At 43.8% G+C, this 15,707-nt stretch carries 16 protein-coding genes; 3 read left to right on the plus strand and 13 right to left on the minus strand.

The window, feature by feature from the left end; all coding sequences use genetic code 11:
- Positions 1–45 precede the first annotated feature (45 nt).
- The 13 genes from ACO6UX_RS07370 to ACO6UX_RS07430 form a co-directional block, all read right to left on the minus strand.
- Positions 46–990: a glycosyltransferase family 2 protein gene (locus ACO6UX_RS07370; RefSeq protein WP_422446300.1), complete on the minus strand. Its 945-nt coding sequence runs from the start codon at positions 988–990 to the stop codon at positions 46–48.
- A 1-nt stretch (position 991) separates the two neighbouring features.
- Positions 992–2,290: a flippase gene (locus ACO6UX_RS07375; protein ID WP_422446302.1), complete on the minus strand. Its 1,299-nt coding sequence runs from the start codon at positions 2,288–2,290 to the stop codon at positions 992–994.
- Entirely contained in the window at positions 2,283–3,356 is a 1,074-nt protein-coding gene (locus ACO6UX_RS07380; RefSeq protein WP_422446304.1) for an O-antigen ligase family protein, read from the minus strand. The genes ACO6UX_RS07375 and ACO6UX_RS07380 overlap by 8 nt, the downstream gene beginning before the upstream one ends.
- A gap of 581 nt (positions 3,357–3,937) precedes the next feature.
- The gene (locus tag ACO6UX_RS07385; protein WP_422447889.1) at positions 3,938–5,107 is read right to left on the minus strand and encodes a nucleotide sugar dehydrogenase; all 1,170 of its coding nucleotides are present in this window, start codon (positions 5,105–5,107) and stop codon (positions 3,938–3,940) included.
- Between the two features lie 273 nt (positions 5,108–5,380).
- Positions 5,381–6,046 (minus strand): transposase, encoded by a 666-nt coding sequence (locus ACO6UX_RS07390; protein ID WP_422447891.1) that lies wholly within the window; start codon positions 6,044–6,046, stop codon positions 5,381–5,383.
- A complete protein-coding gene (locus ACO6UX_RS07395; protein WP_422446306.1) occupies positions 5,956–6,363 on the minus strand; it encodes a hypothetical protein in 408 nt (135 codons plus the stop codon). Before ACO6UX_RS07395 ends, ACO6UX_RS07390 begins: the two co-directional genes overlap by 91 nt.
- Positions 6,324–6,638, minus strand: a complete 315-nt coding sequence (locus ACO6UX_RS07400; RefSeq protein ID WP_422446308.1) for a hypothetical protein — start codon at positions 6,636–6,638, stop codon at positions 6,324–6,326. Before ACO6UX_RS07400 ends, ACO6UX_RS07395 begins: the two co-directional genes overlap by 40 nt.
- 717 nt (positions 6,639–7,355) lie before the next feature.
- Complete coding sequence (locus tag ACO6UX_RS07405) at positions 7,356–7,769, minus strand: type II toxin-antitoxin system VapC family toxin (protein WP_422446310.1); 414 nt, start codon at positions 7,767–7,769, stop codon at positions 7,356–7,358.
- The gene (locus ACO6UX_RS07410; RefSeq protein ID WP_422446312.1) at positions 7,766–7,990 is read right to left on the minus strand and encodes an AbrB/MazE/SpoVT family DNA-binding domain-containing protein; all 225 of its coding nucleotides are present in this window, start codon (positions 7,988–7,990) and stop codon (positions 7,766–7,768) included. The genes ACO6UX_RS07405 and ACO6UX_RS07410 overlap by 4 nt, the downstream gene beginning before the upstream one ends.
- Before the next feature lie 139 nt (positions 7,991–8,129).
- The gene (locus tag ACO6UX_RS07415; RefSeq protein WP_422446314.1) at positions 8,130–8,267 is read right to left on the minus strand and encodes a hypothetical protein; all 138 of its coding nucleotides are present in this window, start codon (positions 8,265–8,267) and stop codon (positions 8,130–8,132) included.
- Positions 8,268–8,661: 394 nt separating this feature from the next.
- The gene (locus ACO6UX_RS07420; RefSeq protein WP_422446316.1) at positions 8,662–10,848 is read right to left on the minus strand and encodes a GumC family protein; all 2,187 of its coding nucleotides are present in this window, start codon (positions 10,846–10,848) and stop codon (positions 8,662–8,664) included.
- Positions 10,849–10,913: 65 nt separating this feature from the next.
- Positions 10,914–11,480 (minus strand): polysaccharide biosynthesis/export family protein, encoded by a 567-nt coding sequence (locus ACO6UX_RS07425; RefSeq protein WP_422447893.1) that lies wholly within the window; start codon positions 11,478–11,480, stop codon positions 10,914–10,916.
- A gap of 83 nt (positions 11,481–11,563) precedes the next feature.
- A complete protein-coding gene (locus ACO6UX_RS07430) occupies positions 11,564–12,781 on the minus strand; it encodes a hypothetical protein (RefSeq protein ID WP_422446318.1) in 1,218 nt (405 codons plus the stop codon).
- Between the two features lie 437 nt (positions 12,782–13,218).
- Between ACO6UX_RS07430 and ACO6UX_RS07435 the strand changes: the two genes are divergently transcribed.
- From ACO6UX_RS07435 to fis, 3 genes are all read left to right on the plus strand, one after another.
- On the plus strand, positions 13,219–13,740 hold the full coding sequence (locus ACO6UX_RS07435; RefSeq protein ID WP_422446320.1) for a hypothetical protein: 522 nt from the start codon (positions 13,219–13,221) through the stop codon (positions 13,738–13,740).
- A gap of 551 nt (positions 13,741–14,291) precedes the next feature.
- Positions 14,292–15,320 carry a tRNA dihydrouridine synthase DusB gene (gene dusB, locus ACO6UX_RS07440; protein WP_422447895.1) on the plus strand — a complete coding sequence of 343 codons (1,029 nt, stop codon included), beginning with the start codon at positions 14,292–14,294 and terminating at the stop codon, positions 15,318–15,320.
- Positions 15,317–15,631, plus strand: a complete 315-nt coding sequence (fis, locus tag ACO6UX_RS07445; protein ID WP_209199972.1) for a DNA-binding transcriptional regulator Fis — start codon at positions 15,317–15,319, stop codon at positions 15,629–15,631. Before dusB ends, fis begins: the two co-directional genes overlap by 4 nt.
- Positions 15,632–15,707 lie beyond the last annotated feature (76 nt).

A 15,707-nucleotide genomic window follows, 5' to 3' on the forward strand; every position in this document is an offset into this window, starting at 1 on the left:
ATTTCCTCAATAAACTTTACAAAACAGCAATATGATGTAGTCAAATTATCTATTTCGAATCTTATAAACCAAAAACTTCATAAGTGGAAAAAGGCTGGTAATGATAGCTTGCCTGCTTATTTCTTTAGAAAAAATAAGTTTGATAGCACTTAACTTATTACTTTTAATTCGAAGTATCAGATATTCTGAAAAACTCATAGTCTTTTTTGCAGAGCTGTGCAATAAATAAAATATATGTATATCTAAATAGCGCTGCAATCTTTTAGGCAGGCTAATTTTCCTTAAAAACTCGATGGCAGGGTAACACTGTTCAATCCGTGCATTATTAACTGCACTATTCTTCTCATCACGATAAGCATAAACAACAGAATCAGAAGAATAGATTTTTTTTCCTTTTTGGTAGACCTTAATAAGGAAAATACAATCTTCAAGAAGCTTTATCCCGATAGGGAACTGTATTGATTTTGCTAATTCAGCTCTTATCACACGACACCAGCTAAACCACTTAAACCGAATAAGGCATTCTTCAAATGCTATATTTTGTTCTTTCATCCCAAAACAAAGGGACACATAACCTTTTTCAACTCTGTTATCAACATCTTCTTTAAAGCGAAAATAGCCAAATTCAAATATATCAATATCTTTATTATTTAATAGTGAAGAGATTGTTGGCAGATATTCCTTAGTAACCAGGTCATCAGCGTCAACAAAGGTAATATACCGCCCGACTGCTACTTCAAGGCCATAATTTCTTGCAACACTGACACCCTGATTTTTTTGACTGTAATATTTTAATAGACCTGTTTTTATTTCATCTGAAAAGTCATGATTAATGATTTGCTCGGTTGCGTCAGTGGAGCCATCATTAATTACAACAATTTCATAAGTCAAGGTATTGCGTAGCTGCTCTGCCGAGTAAGTTAACGAGCGTAATGTCGCTGCCAGATACTTTTCAGCATTGTATGCAGGTATAATAATTGATAAATCCAAATTAACTCCGAAGTGTCGTTATCAAATCTTGGCCGGTTTTCAGAGGTTGCCATACTATGCCGTACAATGATTTGAAAAACAAAAAGAATAAGGGCCTTGTTTCTTTAAAAATTACGTAGAGAAGTAAGTCAGCAACCATAAAACTACTGACAGAGGCCATAGCGGCACCAATTGTGCCATACATTGGTATCAACGTGAAAGCCATCACCACACTTAACACAGCAGCAAGAATGGATTTGATTAATTCAATATGAGTCCACCCATTAATAACCAATATTCTTGAGTTTAAAGCAGCAAGATAAATAAATAATAGTTTCCAAACCAGTATACTCAGGATGGGTGCAGAATCTGAAAATTGATCACCAAACAACAGTTGAATGAGAGGTGTACTGATAAAAAAAGTAAGAATACAACCTGTTAATGCAAGGATAATAATTAGAGTATAGGAAAGTCTGAGCTTGTCCCCACCCAGGCCGACAGTGACCACTTCATCATGAATCTCCTTATAAAAAGATAGAACGATAATATGACCAAGAAATATTGCCTGCGCCACCAGTTTACTTGCTGCTGCATAGATACCCAGATCGTATTCACTGAGAAAGTGCTCAATAACCAGAATATCAATATACATAAAAATGGGGAAGATCATCGATGAAAACAAAATATAATAGCTTTTAGCTATTAGGTTCCCACTTTTTTGAATAACTTCTTTTACATGAAAAGAAAATGTACCTTTCCGGAAATAGCAATAAGCAACAATTCCATAATTAATCATTGCCGCTACCAGGAAATACTGAACTGCAGCTGCATATTCAATCTGATAGAAAATAGCGTAGGCAATATAAACAGAAGCCACGATCCGGGAAATAAGCGTAGCTAGCGAAAGCATTTTAGGTTGGCCTCTAGCCTGAAAATACAACCTGAAAACTGATGATTTCCCCAAAACAAGAAAACTGCAGACAGCAATACTGAGATATATAATTAGCTCATTGGGTATATTGCTAAAAAAATGTGACCAAAGGATAACTGACAATATAAATATTATACTGCCTAAGGTTCTCAGAAAGAGTACTGCGCTGACAATTTCAGACTCCTTTTTTTCACTGGAAAATGTATGCATAATTACATTGTCCAGACCCAATACATAGAAGAAGCTAAACATGCTTGCCACCGCCTGAATGTACGCTAGGTAACCTGTGTTTTCTACTCCATACTGGCGAGCAATAACAATTACACTTAGTAATCCGAACAACAGTCCACTAAAGTTGTCCGCTGCATACCAAAGCAGTCTTTTAATCATAATCTCTGTCTTTATCAAGTAATAGTGTGCTCTCCTTCCTCAGAACGATCAGGCATGTTATAAAACCAAGCCATAGGAGATTATTTGCAAGCAGCACAGTTGTTTCTGTTATATTATGCAAAACAAATAATGTCCCACAGGAATACAGTGCAAAAACTAATTTATTATTTACACCTGCTAAAAATAGATTCCGCAAGTTCCAGTAATACCAACCAATGATGAGCATAAATATAAACAGACCAACAAAACCTAACGATAAAATAATATCAACATAGCCACCGTCCGAAGCAGCCAGCTGTTCAACCCATAGAGGTGAAGTTTTTATTAATTCAGTGAATTGGATTTCTGAATACTCACCAAGCCCCCACACTGATCCATAACCAAGCCCAAACAATGTCCTGTCGTACGCATGCTCTAGCATGACAATCCACAATCGCCCTCTACCAGTCAGTGCTTCATCCGGTAAATTGTTAAAAATAAAGTTAAGAAATTGCTCCTGATTAGAAAGCAGCCATATCAATGCTAAAAATGCACAAGTCCCTATAGCTTTAAATAGAATATCTGTTATTCTTTTATTCATTATCTTTTTTGCAATATTCATTAATCCATATGTAAGCAAAATAAAACAAACCAGTGCCATACTGGTTTTTGAGAGTGATGATATTAAAATGAATAAGACACCAAATAACATTATTTTTGTTATTTTGTTTTTTTCAAGAGTCGAAAGCCCTACTAAAAAAACAAATGCACTAATGATTCCAAGGTTATTTTTATGAGGGTAAAGCCCTTTAACTTCAATAATTCTGCCTGCTGCATAATCGAATACAAGAACAGATAGTCCAACAATGACCAGCCATACCATGACCAGTTGTTTAGAAATTTTTTGTATATCAATTCTGCCAGCAGAAGTTACTAATACACTTGCATACACCAATAAAATGTATTGCCAGATTGTTTCGTAAATAGATACGCTTGACCATATAGACCATGATGATGATATTAAAGCATATGTCATCAGAAGCAGCATTGGCCATGCGTTAAATAACGACTTTACCCACTCTGACATAGAGCGCATGTTTATTAAGATTAATGCTATTAAAGAGGCGAACATCATAGGCCTTTTAAACAGTCCGTTGCCGAGCAGTAATAACAATATATTTGTAAATATAATAGGGTATATTAATGTATTTTTTTTTAGCATTTACAAAACCATGGTCAAACACTTTCGAAAATAACCACAAAACCAAGGTCATATATGGTCCCCACAGCATTGCAAGGAAAAGTTTTCCATTATGACTAAAGAGTAATGCTTCCATTCTCTTAATAAAGAGATGGCCTTTGGGGTGAGGTCTCAATGCCTCTAGCCCTGATTGAATTCACTCCCACCTCATCAGGCCATCAGCTTCTATGAGCCCTTACCGTGGTCAGGCTCAAGGAAGTACAGGACTTACCTTTTATGCCATCATTTGAACTTTATCCACGCAACCCGTTGCAGGCTTCTCACACTCAATATCCAAGGCAACATTTTGCAGAAGCTGTGAACAATGGTCAGCAGCATAGGAAGGAGCTCACTAAATATTTTCTCGATTTACCGCTCTAATTCCTGCATTTTCATCTCAGTATTTTGCAGGAAGTTGATCAGAGGCTTTAAGAATCCACCCCAAATAAATCCCGAGTATAAACCTTACCCTCGACATCTGCTAATTCAGGTTCTTTACGGTTAGCAATAATCACATCACAAGACTTTTTAAAACTTTCCAGATCATTAATCACCTCTGAATGAAAGAACTCTTCTTCATTCAGCGCTGGCTCATAAACCACGACTTTAACGCCTTTGGCTTTTATCCGTTTCATTACGCCTTGTATGGCTGAGGCACGGAAATTATCGGACCCGGATTTCATAACCAGTCGATACACACCCACGACTTCCGGATTGCGCCGCAGAATCGAGTCGGCAATAAAGTCTTTTCGCGTGGTATTGGAGTCAACAATCGCCCTGATCAGGTTGTTGGGTACATCCTGGTAATTGGCCAACAACTGTTTGGTGTCTTTTGGTAGGCAGTAGCCACCATAACCGAAGCTTGGGTTGTTGTAGTGGTTGCCAATACGTGGATCTAACCCAACCCCCTTTATGATCTGCTTTGAGTCGATACCGTGAGTTTCACAGTAGGTGTCCAGTTCGTTAAAAAATGCAACCCTCAGAGCCAGGTACGTATTTGAGAAAAGCTTCACCGCCTCGGCTTCTGTACTGTCAGTAAATAGCACAGGGGGCTCTTTTTGCGTAGTGCCCTGAACAAACAGCTCTGCTATTTTTTTGGCTCTTTCGGATTGTTCCCCAATAATAATTCGGGAAGGGTAGAGATTATCGTGCAGCGCCCTGCCTTCTCGCAGGAATTCCGGAGAAAAGATGATGTTTTGACTTCCTGTCTCTTCTCTTAATTGCCGGGTGAAGCCAACAGGTACGGTTGATTTAATGACCATGATAGCATTCGGGTTGATAGCCATCACATCACGCACGACTGATTCGACACTTTGGGTATTGAAGTAGTTGGTTTTCGGGTCGTAGTCCGTAGGGGTGGCAATAATAACGTAGTCAGCCCCTGCAAATGCCTGATGTTTATCCAGTGTCGCTTTGAAGTGAAGTTTATCATTTTTCAAAAAGCGTTCAATATCTTCATCTACAATGGGTGAAAATCGATCATTCAGCATATCCACTTTTTCAGGGAGAATGTCGAGGGCAAACACTTCATTGTGTTGAGCCAAAAGCATGGCATTGGACAAACCAACATATCCGGTGCCGACTATTGCAATTTTAATCATTGAGGACACTTGCTTTATCGGAAAGGTTGAGAAGGCACAAAAGGAGGTAAAGAGCTGTCCTGAAATAACTTCTACATTTCCGTTTGTTATCGAGTAAATAAAAACCTTGCCACGGAGAAAAGGAAAATTATTTTCCTCTGTGACTCCTTGGTAAAAAGGTAGTTTTTCCGGGACAATTCCTAAGAATTGATTTGTTTCCACGCTTAGGGTGGAAGTACCTTGTACCTTTGCGTTTTTGCTGCTGACTAATAAGTGATCTTAAGGTAGACATTAAGCCCCACCCACCGCACAAAGGCCTAATCTTGTACGCTCTGAACAACCATCCCGCGCAGGGTGTTCTCGTTTCGCATTATCTCCCCAGAACTCCAGCAGCTTCTTAATGCATGATACCAATGACTTTCCTGCATTCATCAACGATGAAATTACATTACCAAACAGGTGAGTCCCGCTTTTCATTCCCTTGTGCGTCGAGATTTCCTCAATGCTCCCACTTTCACAGAGGTTCGCCTGTGCAGCATGGGCAAGGTACCTTTTCAAGGTCACAACCACGAAGGACATCAGAATCAGGCTAAACACCAGTGTCGCTGATTTGGTGTTAAAACGATGCCACCCTGAGTAGGATTTGATCTCTTTGAAAATCAGCACTATCTGCCACCGTAGACGATAGGCCTGAACCACCTCACTCAAGGTGAACTCCACCTGGTTCAGGTTGGTCACAATGAAGACCCACTTCTGTTTTTTGTCATTCCAGCGGACAACAAAACGGTATGGCCAGGCTTTGAATCCCGGCCATTCTACATCCAGGTCGAGGCATTGGTCTTTAGGGAAGCCAGACAGTACATCCTTCAGTTTTTGCCCTTTGTAGCGATTGAGATTCTTGCCATCCTCCCGTACCGCGCTGAGTATTGTCGGGTTAATACTCTGCGGTGCTTGCAGATAAAAGAGCCCTCCCTGTCATGAATAGCGGCAAAGAGTTTCAGCTCAAAATAACCAGCATCCATCAGCATCAGGATACAGGCCATGGAGGTCGGTAGTGGTGGCAGACAGTCTCTTTTTGAACGGGTATCTTCAGTCAGCTGCACCCGCACCAGGTTATTGGTGAGAAGCTCCATCGTCGTATGAAGCTCGACGGCAGCAGGACTGACCGTTGAGAACCTGCCGGGAAATGCTTCTTTCAAGGCATTGTAAACAGCTTGTGATGAGCCATCCTGAATCAGAATGTGCTCAAACTCTGAAAATGGACTGGCCTGCATTCAGGTGGTCTCATCAAACGCCAAGAATTTGCGGGAAAATATTTCCAGACACTGCATCCATAGCCACAGGACAAGAGCAGGCGCGCTTCTTTTTTAGCTTGATTTGCCCAAGAACGATAAGAGACATTCAGCCCCGTCAACTCGTTAAATTTACGGCGCAGATCCGCCTGAGTGTCGCAGTTTCCATCACCAGAGAAGGCATCGATCAGTGAGAGGATAAAATCCAAAGGTCGGATATTTCGCTCTCGTATAGTAAAACCAAGCTGTTCCGCCATACTGAGAAGTTCTGTCCGATCAAAACAGGTCAGCAGTTTTTTTTAACTAATCTACTATTTGTAGTACTCATCTTGTTCAGTCTTGATAATGGTTTCGAAGCTTTATTGTGGCTGTTCAGGATGAGTTCTGCACTGTAAGTACTGCTTTATTGGCCTTAATCTCTACCCTAAGTGTATACACTAGGAGGCTGTCCGAGAATAGCGCCCGTAGCGAGGATGGCAGAAAATTGAGGATAAAAATTTCGTTTTGTGAGGTGAATAGCGGGGCTATTTGCCGAACAAAACGTAATTTTTAGACCAATTTGCTGCCACCGCAGTAGGGCAGTCTATTCTCGGTCAGCCTCCTAGACTGTCGACTAATGTGTAAACACCAACATTCAATGGAATTGAAGCATTATAAACACCTCTTGCAACATGACCATAGACTACCAGCACTATACCGATGGCTTTTGAGTAGTCCACCCATAAGCTTCTATCACTCATGACACCATTAATCCTTTAATATTATCTTGCAATAGGTATTTAAAAATTGAGTTTAGAGTTTGAAGGGTACTATCGTTTGTATTGAAAGCCTTTGTAACACTTTAACCTGGCCAAAACATGCTGATTTGCTGTGGTAAAAGCACTCACTATGTGAATAACGACTACTGTCGTAATGCCCATCTTTACAAGCCAGTCAGCCATTTGCTATGAACTGAAATAATTCTGCTTCACTAATTAATTAGTGCCAGGAGTTACCAATCTCAGGGTGGGAAAATAGCTTGTGAATTTTCCATTATCCCGTGTTATCAGTTGGAAATTTGAAGTCAAAGCATGGGCTCCAATAAAGAAATCAGGCAATGGTAATGTTTTATTGCCTTTGTTTTTTCTATATTGAAGGAAAACTTTTCCTGCCAGAAATAGCGCTTCACGTGGCATTTCCAAAACTTTAATGCCCATTTCAGTTAATGTTTCATCGACTTCTTCTATTGTTTTGAAACGAATCGATATTTCTGTGTATACCATTGAGTTGATGAATAGGCTATTGCTCTGGCTGTACTGTTCCAGAATATTTTCTGACCAATCAGCCCAGTTTTTGTCATTGGTCAATAAGTCCAGAAGAACAGAAGAGTCGATGAGAATGCCGTTCACGGTTTTCCCCTCGTATACCCCATAATTTCATCTGTGCTCATTTGGGCAGAAGCGATTCCTCTGAACCGGGCAAATTTTTTCTTCGTTTTTAGTTGGTCTCTTTTTGCCAGATAGAATCTGCCGTTCTCCTCAATAAAATCTATTTCACTTCCCGGCACAACTCCGAGTGCCTCCCTCACTTCCCTGGGGATAGTGACCTGGCCTTTTATAGTAACTCTCATGATTTTCTATCTCTGGCTTAAAGTAATACTAATATAGTATTACTTGAGAGTGTGTACCAGAAAAGCCAATGGAATCAGCCCAGAAACCCGAAAAACCGTAGCCAGCCAGTGGCCGGTAATCACCGACCGTTGGCGGCCTCTATTTACCCTTGTGCAAAAGATTCTTCTGCTCTGTCCAAGGCAACATTTTGCCGAAGCTGTGAACAATGGTCAGCAGCGCAAGAAGTAGCTCGCCAGGTGTTTTCTCGATTTCCTGCTCCAGGTCCTGTATTTTCATCTCAGTAATTTTCAGGAAGTTGATCAGAAGCTTTAAGAATCCACCCCAAATAAATCCCGGATATAAACCTTACCCCGATTCTCTGGTCGCAAGCACGCTACCGCTCACCATCTTTTGCGCTCTATGTTGGAACAGCGAAACGTCTGTTTGTAAAAATCATGCCGCAGGCATATTGCTACTCTTTAACTTTCACCCCCTGCAATGAGGGCATTTATCTGGTATTTGAAAATCGATGTATAGCTAATGTAGACATAATAAATGACAAAGTAATAACAGAATTACTAATTATCATTTTCCTTATAATTTTTTTTAATTACATTGATCACAAAGGATACGATTAAAAAACTTTTCTTTTTTCTGTTTTTGTGGCCTCCCCAGTTAACAATAAAGCCAATTAAACAGTGCCAGAGTTATAGCCGTTATGGTCGTAATAGCCCTGGGTATAGCCATAAGCATCTTTTTGCAACGGATTGATCTTATTCAACACCGCTCCTGTCACTGGCGTTCGGGCCTGTAACAGACGACCAACCGCCACCTGTATTGCATTCACCTGCATGCGGCCAGCTTCGACCACATAGATCAAGCCATCGCAATGACGGGAGATCATCAGCACATCACTGACGTTCTGCACCGGTGGACAGTCCAGCAGCACATAGTCGTAGTGCTCTTTCAGCTGTTTCAGCAGCATGCCGTAACGCTCAGAAGCCAGGAGCTCCTGGGGGTTTGGTGGTATCAGGCCACAGGGAATTACATCAATGCCATCCACCGTATGCACCGCTTCATCAACTGAAGCCGAACCCAACAGCAGGTTTGCCAGGCCAGCAGAACCACCTTTAATAGCGAAGTTCTTACCTAAAACCGGACGACGCAGGTCGCAGTCAATCAACAAGGTTTTACCCAGCTGCCCCAGCGCCAGCGCCATATTGGAAGCAATGGATGACTTACCCTCACCGGGCGCAGTAGAGGTAATAGCAAAGAGTTTATGCTCCTGATCCATTGCGCTCAGGTTGATGCCGGTCCGAATAGTCCGAATCGCCTCTCCAAATCCATGCTGGTCTTTATTGGTGAACAGGCTGTGAATCTGACCATCCAGTTTTTTATCGGTCATCTTTGGCAGCACTCCCAGCACTGGCAGATTCAGCTTTTCTTCAACGTCGCTTGTTGTACGGATAGTGTTGTTCAGCATCTCCAGCAGGAAAGCAACACCACAGGAAAACAACAGCCCCATCAAGCCAGCCACAACAACAATCAGTTTTTTCTTTGGTTTTATTGGGTGCTGAGGCGCATAGGCCTGATCCACAATACGAGCATTAGCGGTCTGTAAATCGCTGGTGGCCGAAGTTTCCTGAATACGTTTAAAGAATGCGTCGTAAAGATCTTTATTAGTCTGTACTTCACGTTCCAACGCCCTTAAGCGGAACTGTTTGCGGTTGATTGCCTGCACATTGACCTTTGCCTCCGCAACCGCGTCCTCAAGGCTGCGTTCGTTGGCTTTATCCAGCTCATAGTCCCGCTCTACTCCTTCAACAATATTACCAATCTGGCTGTCAATATTATTCTCAAGGCTTTCCAGGTCACTGCGTGCTGCAATCATTTTCGGGTGCTTTGGCCCATAGCGACGGGAAAGCTCCTGAACCAATCGCTGACTTTTTGCTTCTTCAGTTTTTAAGTCTTTTATCAGTGGATGGTTTAACACCGCCTTTAGTGAATCATGACTATTTTTTATACCACCATTTTGAATCTGCTGATAAATACCTTCAGACACCGCCAGTTTCCGACGCAATGCCACCAGTGACTTCGTCAGGGCTTTTAACTCATCACTGGAAATGGTTAATACCCCTTCCAGGTCCACCAGGTCTTCACTGTCCCGGTAATTCTGAAGACTCTGCTCAGCAATACGTAACTTCTCAGAAAGCTCATTCATCCGTCCCTGCATCCAGTCAGTAGCACTGAGCGTCAGGGATAGTTTTGCTTCCATATAACTTTCGATATAGGCACCGGCCACCGCATTGGCAATGGCAGCTGCCAGTTTCGGGTTTTCGGACTGGGCGTGTATTTTCACCACCTGAGTTTTGCGTACAGGCTCAATGCTGACTTTTTTATTCAGGGCATTGATCACATCCCTGCGCACCGAAGACTCATCAACTTCTACCCCGGGCTCCTGAAGGCCTAACCATACTTTCCAGTCCAGCAGTCCGACATACCAGGGAGCACTGTTCAAACGATCATTAAACTCCGGGTTATTCATCAGTCCGAGTTTATCCACTACCTTTTCCAGAACCCCCCGGGATTTCAGCACTTCAAACTGGGTATTCAGGTAACTGTCGCTGCCTTCAATGCCATAGACCTCCTCAATGGAAAGCACCTTGGCCTGCTCCTGTTCTATTTGCAGAACCGTGGTCGCCTGATAGACCGGTGTAATAGAAAACACCACCAGAATGACAATTAGAGTGACCGCCAGGGTAAAGCCAATAATTGGCCAGCGGTAATTGACCACTACCTGAACAATCTGGCGCAGGTCGATAATGTCTTCATCTTGCTCTGCAATACCCGGCAGTCGAGTGGGTTGTGAATTACTCATAACTATGACTTCTAACAGATGAGGCAACAAACTCCCGTTTACTGCCTGAATCAGGAATTTATTACTTAGAAAAAGCTCTCTTTAACATTGACAATATCACCAGGAAGCACCGAGTTATTCAGTGCCATGGTACGTTCCTGCAAATGACCATTTTCTTCACGGGTAACCACCACCTCCTTACGTGCCGCACGCTGGGTAAAACCACCAGCAAGGGCCACCGCCTTTTCAAGAGTTAACCCCGGTTCAAAACTGAAACCACCAGGTGATTTAACTTCACCACTGACAAAGAACTTGCGGTATTCGGTAATTCTGACGGTCACTTTCGGGTCAATAAAGTAATCCCCCTTAAGCTCACTGGTCAGAAACGACTGCAACTCACCGACCGTCTTTCCCTTCACCCGAATCTCACCCAGAAATGGGTAGGTGATGGTGCCCGCATCGGTCAGCCTGGTTTCCACCTCCATATCCTCTTCACCAAAGACGGTGATACTTATCTGGTCACCAGAACTCAGGCCGTAGGTAGAGTAACTCACCAGCTCTGCATTCGTGATATTTGCCATCAGCGTCAGGGTGGGGAAGATAATTGCCAGAAGCGGTTTTACCCTTCTAGCCAGCAAACAGGGTCCTTCCATATTCACTACCATTTCTGCAAAAAACAGGAAACTGACGACTTTAGTCGTCGACTTATTTTATAACCATTAACATTTAAACAAGATTAAAGAGACACTTCAGCCGTCAGCATGTATACATTACGGCTAAATCCATCCGGAGTCTGGCCCACAGCCAGAGCCTTTTCATTCCGGTCGATGGTATTCCAAGAAAAACCCAGTGTCGCATAACGACGCAGTTGCCATTCAACTCCTACACCAAAATCATTTAACGTAAGGTGCTTCAGAGCTTCACCACTCGCTCTTTGCAACTCTTCATTGGTGTATCGGTAAGTAACACGGGTTGAGATACGAGATGTCCAGCCGTGTTTCCAGCTTACCTCAGTGCTGGTACCCTGAGTAAAAGTCACATCCTGTGGATTACCAGACTCAAGACCGTAGTCACGAGCAGTACTGAACTGAATCAGGGAGTGCTCCAGGGGCAGGTAACTGGCACCCACCTCCCAACCGGTATAGCCTTCTGAGCCTACCCCACTGACCTGACTGCTACGGTAGCGACGACCCAGCTTGGCGTAACCGGTGGTTTTCACTGTAGCTTCCCAACTCAGACCCACCAGATAACTGGTAATGTCATAACCGGCACTGTTTACACCGGTGTAATCCAGCTTGCGCTGCTTGATTTCTACCAGTGCATCAGTTACGGGCATAAAACGGTAAAATGCGGTACCACCCAATTCCGTTGTTTTGCGGTCATTACCTTGTGCAAGGCCATTACTGGTTTTGTAGTCCTGCATGTTGTAGCCACCAAATAGGTCAGCACGAAGGATGGCTTCCTGGCCACCCAGACCGTAGAGGAGACGACCAGTGGTGCGGATGTATTCAGGGGCACTTAGATCAACAACACCATTTACTGTTGAACCTTCATCATGGTAATTGCCAATACCCAGCGTCAAATCTATCCGGTTACGACTATTCAGCTCGTGATTAAGGTTGGCATCAAGGCCAATATTGGTAAAGTCAGCATCCTGCTCACTGGTAAAATGTTTGTTTTTTGCTGCTGCTCTTACCACGTAGGTATTCAAACCCTGCTGCGCCTTAAATTCAACAGATGCTTCCAGGTCATAAACCGTAGAGCTTTTGTTTTTCAGGCCATCGGTCACACTATTTTGAAAGATATTGTCATCATAGCCAATATTCAGAACAGCCAGAGGAGTTACTTCAACGACACCCCAGTCTATATGTGCAGGCTCTTCTACCGCAGCAACTGCCCTCAAACCATAACTGGTCAGGGCGATACCAATAGCGAGCTTACTTATTCCCTTCATTTCCTACTCATCCCTAATGCATCTTTTAAAGGCACTTGTCAGTCCAGACATGTCGAGCCTGAAAAGCTCTTGTCATCAATGATCCCGCCATACCTTGGGAAGTAAGACCTGTAATCACACAGCAAAATTGATGCCAGCCTGCTTTCCTATTTATTTACTAACCGGAGATCTCTAAAAAATAAGCAGTTGTACTAATAGACCTAAAAAATTAGTTTGTATTATAAAATCAGTTTAAATATAATTTCTAGCAATATATTAATATATTTAAAAACTGGCTCTTTCTATTAAACGAAAGCCAATCCCTGAAAAATGGATATCTAACTTCATTGGATCTCGCTGATCAGGAAATTGTTGTTTATTTTCAATGAATCATCGCTTCCCATGGTAATTCCTAAACGTTCACGCCCATCAGGGCGCTTTGCCATACAGGAACCCGGATGAAACCAAAACACTTACTTGCCTCAAGTGCATTGTCGCTGATCGCTATTGTTGGTATGGCCCAGGCAGATCTGGTACAGGACCTGGCCACCATGCCAGCCGACCAAGCACTAACCATAGCAATGCAGGCTGAAAATTCCTCTATTGAATCAGTTATCAGCAGTGCTGCTCAACAACTGAATAATCAGCCAGAACTCCTTTCTGCTTTGATTGAAGCCGCAGTTAAAGTTTATCCTCTACAGACTGGTCAAATTGTTTCTGCCGCCATCAGTCAGGCACCTGACCAAAAAGAAACCATCGTCAATGCAGCCAAGGCAGGAGCTGGCAATAATGCTGAGCTGATGAGCATGATCGACCAGGCCGCCGGACAGTTTGAGCAACTGGTGACAGCACTCGATGATGTTGAAACGACTGAAGAAATCGAGGCGGAACAACAAGAAATCGCCCCACTACTTCCACCACCACCGCCTCCTGCTAATTCTGGCTCCAATGACAGAGAGTCCTCCATCAGCGATAACTGATTTAAATGCACCCGATTCGATCGGGTGTTTTTTTATGTTTTTAACCAAGAAGAATTCAAAGGTTTTCACCTTTTCGTTTTATAGGTCTGTTATTTGGGGAAGAAGATATATAGCCTCAACAGATTTCCCGCGAACCAAAAGCTGTTCCATTCAAGGAGTGCAAGACGCATTCTAAAAATAACGTTGTAGCTTTTGTGGTTAAAAACAGCCCTTCCACGGCTCAAAAAATGCCCACTTTTAATGCGACCTATCAACAAATTGAACAAATTCAGTGCTTATGCCTGCATTGAACCGGTTTCTTGCTGACCTATATCAAAAAATGCACAACCCATTGGCTCTATTATTGATCTGCGCCAGAAGGCCTGAGGTGAAATGAGTAATGGTTTTTGCATTAGCAAATCCACCACTTTTAGCTGAACAAATATTGATCAATTTCACTTTATCGTGAAATATGTAGAGAGTATGATGCCCCGTTGGTTTCATCATCCATCAGATCGAGGCTTTCTTTTTTGTCAGGTCAACTCTTGTCAGAACACACAGCGCCAGCACCGTTGAAGATTGGTCCTTATTCCATCGTTCACCCGGTGGTATTGGCACCCATGGCGGGCGTTACCGACAGTCCGTTTCGCAAACTCTGCCTGAAAATGGGTGCAGGCATGGCGGTGTCGGAGATGGTGACCAGCAACCCAAAGCTCTGGAATACCCGTAAGTCCAGGCTGCGCATGGATCACAGCTGTGAGTCCGAACCACGCTCCGTGCAGATTGCCGGAGGTGATCCGGAGCAGATGGCCGAGGCGGCCAGGCTGAACCAGGAGTTTGGAGCCCAGATCATAGATATCAACATGGGTTGCCCTGCCAAGAAGGTGTGCAATAAGGCGGCCGGTTCTGCCCTGCTGCGAGACATTGATCTGGTGGAGTCCATCCTGAAAGCAGTAACGGCGGCGGTGGATATTCCAGTAACCCTGAAGATTCGTACCGGCTGGGACCCGGACAACCGCAACGGTGTTGCGGTTGCCAAACTGGCCGAACAGTGTGGCATTGCCGCCCTGGCGGTTCATGGCCGCACCCGGGCCTGCATGTATAACGGTGAAGCGGAATACGAAACCATCGCCTGTATTGTTGAGGCGGTGACTATCCCGGTGATTGCCAATGGTGACATCACCTCACCGGAGAAAGCACGGCATGTGCTGGACGTTACCGGTGCCAGCGCATTAATGATTGGCCGTGCCGCCCAGGGCCGTCCCTGGATATTCCGGGAGATCAATCACTACCTGCAACACGGGGAACGGTTGGCAGCCCCGGATCAGAATGAGGTTCAGGCAATCCTTTTGAGGCACCTGGAAGCCCTCCATCAGTTCTACGGCGCTTTTTACCAGGAGCTCCAGGCTGTGCGGATTGCCAGAAAACATGTGGGCTGGTACATGCAGGACCAGCCATCCGGCCTGGAGTTTCGCCGGCATTTTAATAAGCTGGAATCTTCGGAAGAACAGCGCACCTGCATTCAGGAGTATTTTCAGCGTTTTTCAGAGTCGACTTTTGCGAAGAAGTCAGAAGGTAACGGAGAGGACATAGCGGCATGACGGCAACACAAGTAATCGTAGAAGAAGGTCGTCCAGTAAATGGCCATGGGGGAAGCCTTGCCACAGCGTCGAGAATACCAGAGTCCCAGACTCTGCGCGACAGTGTGGAAAAATCCATGAATAACTACTTTGCCCACCTGGACGGGCAGGACGTCACCGATGTCTATCAAATGGTGCTGTCTGAAGTAGAAGCACCTCTGCTGGAAACGGTCATGGCTTACGTCAAGGGCAACCAGACCCGCGCGGCCACATTACTGGGCCTGAACCGGGGTACCCTGCGCAAGAAGCTGAAGCAGTATGGCCTGCTTTAATTGATTCACTACTCTTCAATCTAATCAGTAGTTTCTGGACCAAGGACACTACTGATTTCCCCTTTATTCCCTCTCC

It is taken from the genome of Endozoicomonas sp. ALB091 (assembly GCF_049310265.1).
GTDB lineage: Bacteria > Pseudomonadota > Gammaproteobacteria > Pseudomonadales > Endozoicomonadaceae > Endozoicomonas.

What these genes read in the sequence shown, in the direction of transcription:
- ACO6UX_RS07375 (WP_422446302.1), bottom strand. Translation starts at nt 2,290, where the DNA reads ATGATTAAAAGACTGCTTTGGTATGCAGCGGACAACTTTAGTGGACTG.
- ACO6UX_RS07380 (WP_422446304.1), bottom strand. Translation starts at nt 3,356, where the DNA reads ATGTCAGAGTGGGTAAAGTCGTTATTTAACGCATGGCCAATGCTGCTT.
- ACO6UX_RS07395 (WP_422446306.1), bottom strand. Translation starts at nt 6,363, where the DNA reads ATGCAGGCCAGTCCATTTTCAGAGTTTGAGCACATTCTGATTCAGGAT.
- ACO6UX_RS07400 (WP_422446308.1), bottom strand. Translation starts at nt 6,638, where the DNA reads ATGGCGGAACAGCTTGGTTTTACTATACGAGAGCGAAATATCCGACCT.
- ACO6UX_RS07410 (WP_422446312.1), bottom strand. Translation starts at nt 7,990, where the DNA reads ATGAGAGTTACTATAAAAGGCCAGGTCACTATCCCCAGGGAAGTGAGG.
- ACO6UX_RS07415 (WP_422446314.1), bottom strand. Translation starts at nt 8,267, where the DNA reads ATGAAAATACAGGACCTGGAGCAGGAAATCGAGAAAACACCTGGCGAG.
- ACO6UX_RS07420 (WP_422446316.1), bottom strand. Translation starts at nt 10,848, where the DNA reads ATGAGTAATTCACAACCCACTCGACTGCCGGGTATTGCAGAGCAAGAT.
- ACO6UX_RS07425 (WP_422447893.1), bottom strand. Translation starts at nt 11,480, where the DNA reads ATGGAAGGACCCTGTTTGCTGGCTAGAAGGGTAAAACCGCTTCTGGCA.
- ACO6UX_RS07430 (WP_422446318.1), bottom strand. Translation starts at nt 12,781, where the DNA reads ATGAAGGGAATAAGTAAGCTCGCTATTGGTATCGCCCTGACCAGTTAT.
- ACO6UX_RS07435 (WP_422446320.1), top strand. Translation starts at nt 13,219, where the DNA reads ATGAAACCAAAACACTTACTTGCCTCAAGTGCATTGTCGCTGATCGCT.
- fis (WP_209199972.1), top strand. Translation starts at nt 15,317, where the DNA reads ATGACGGCAACACAAGTAATCGTAGAAGAAGGTCGTCCAGTAAATGGC.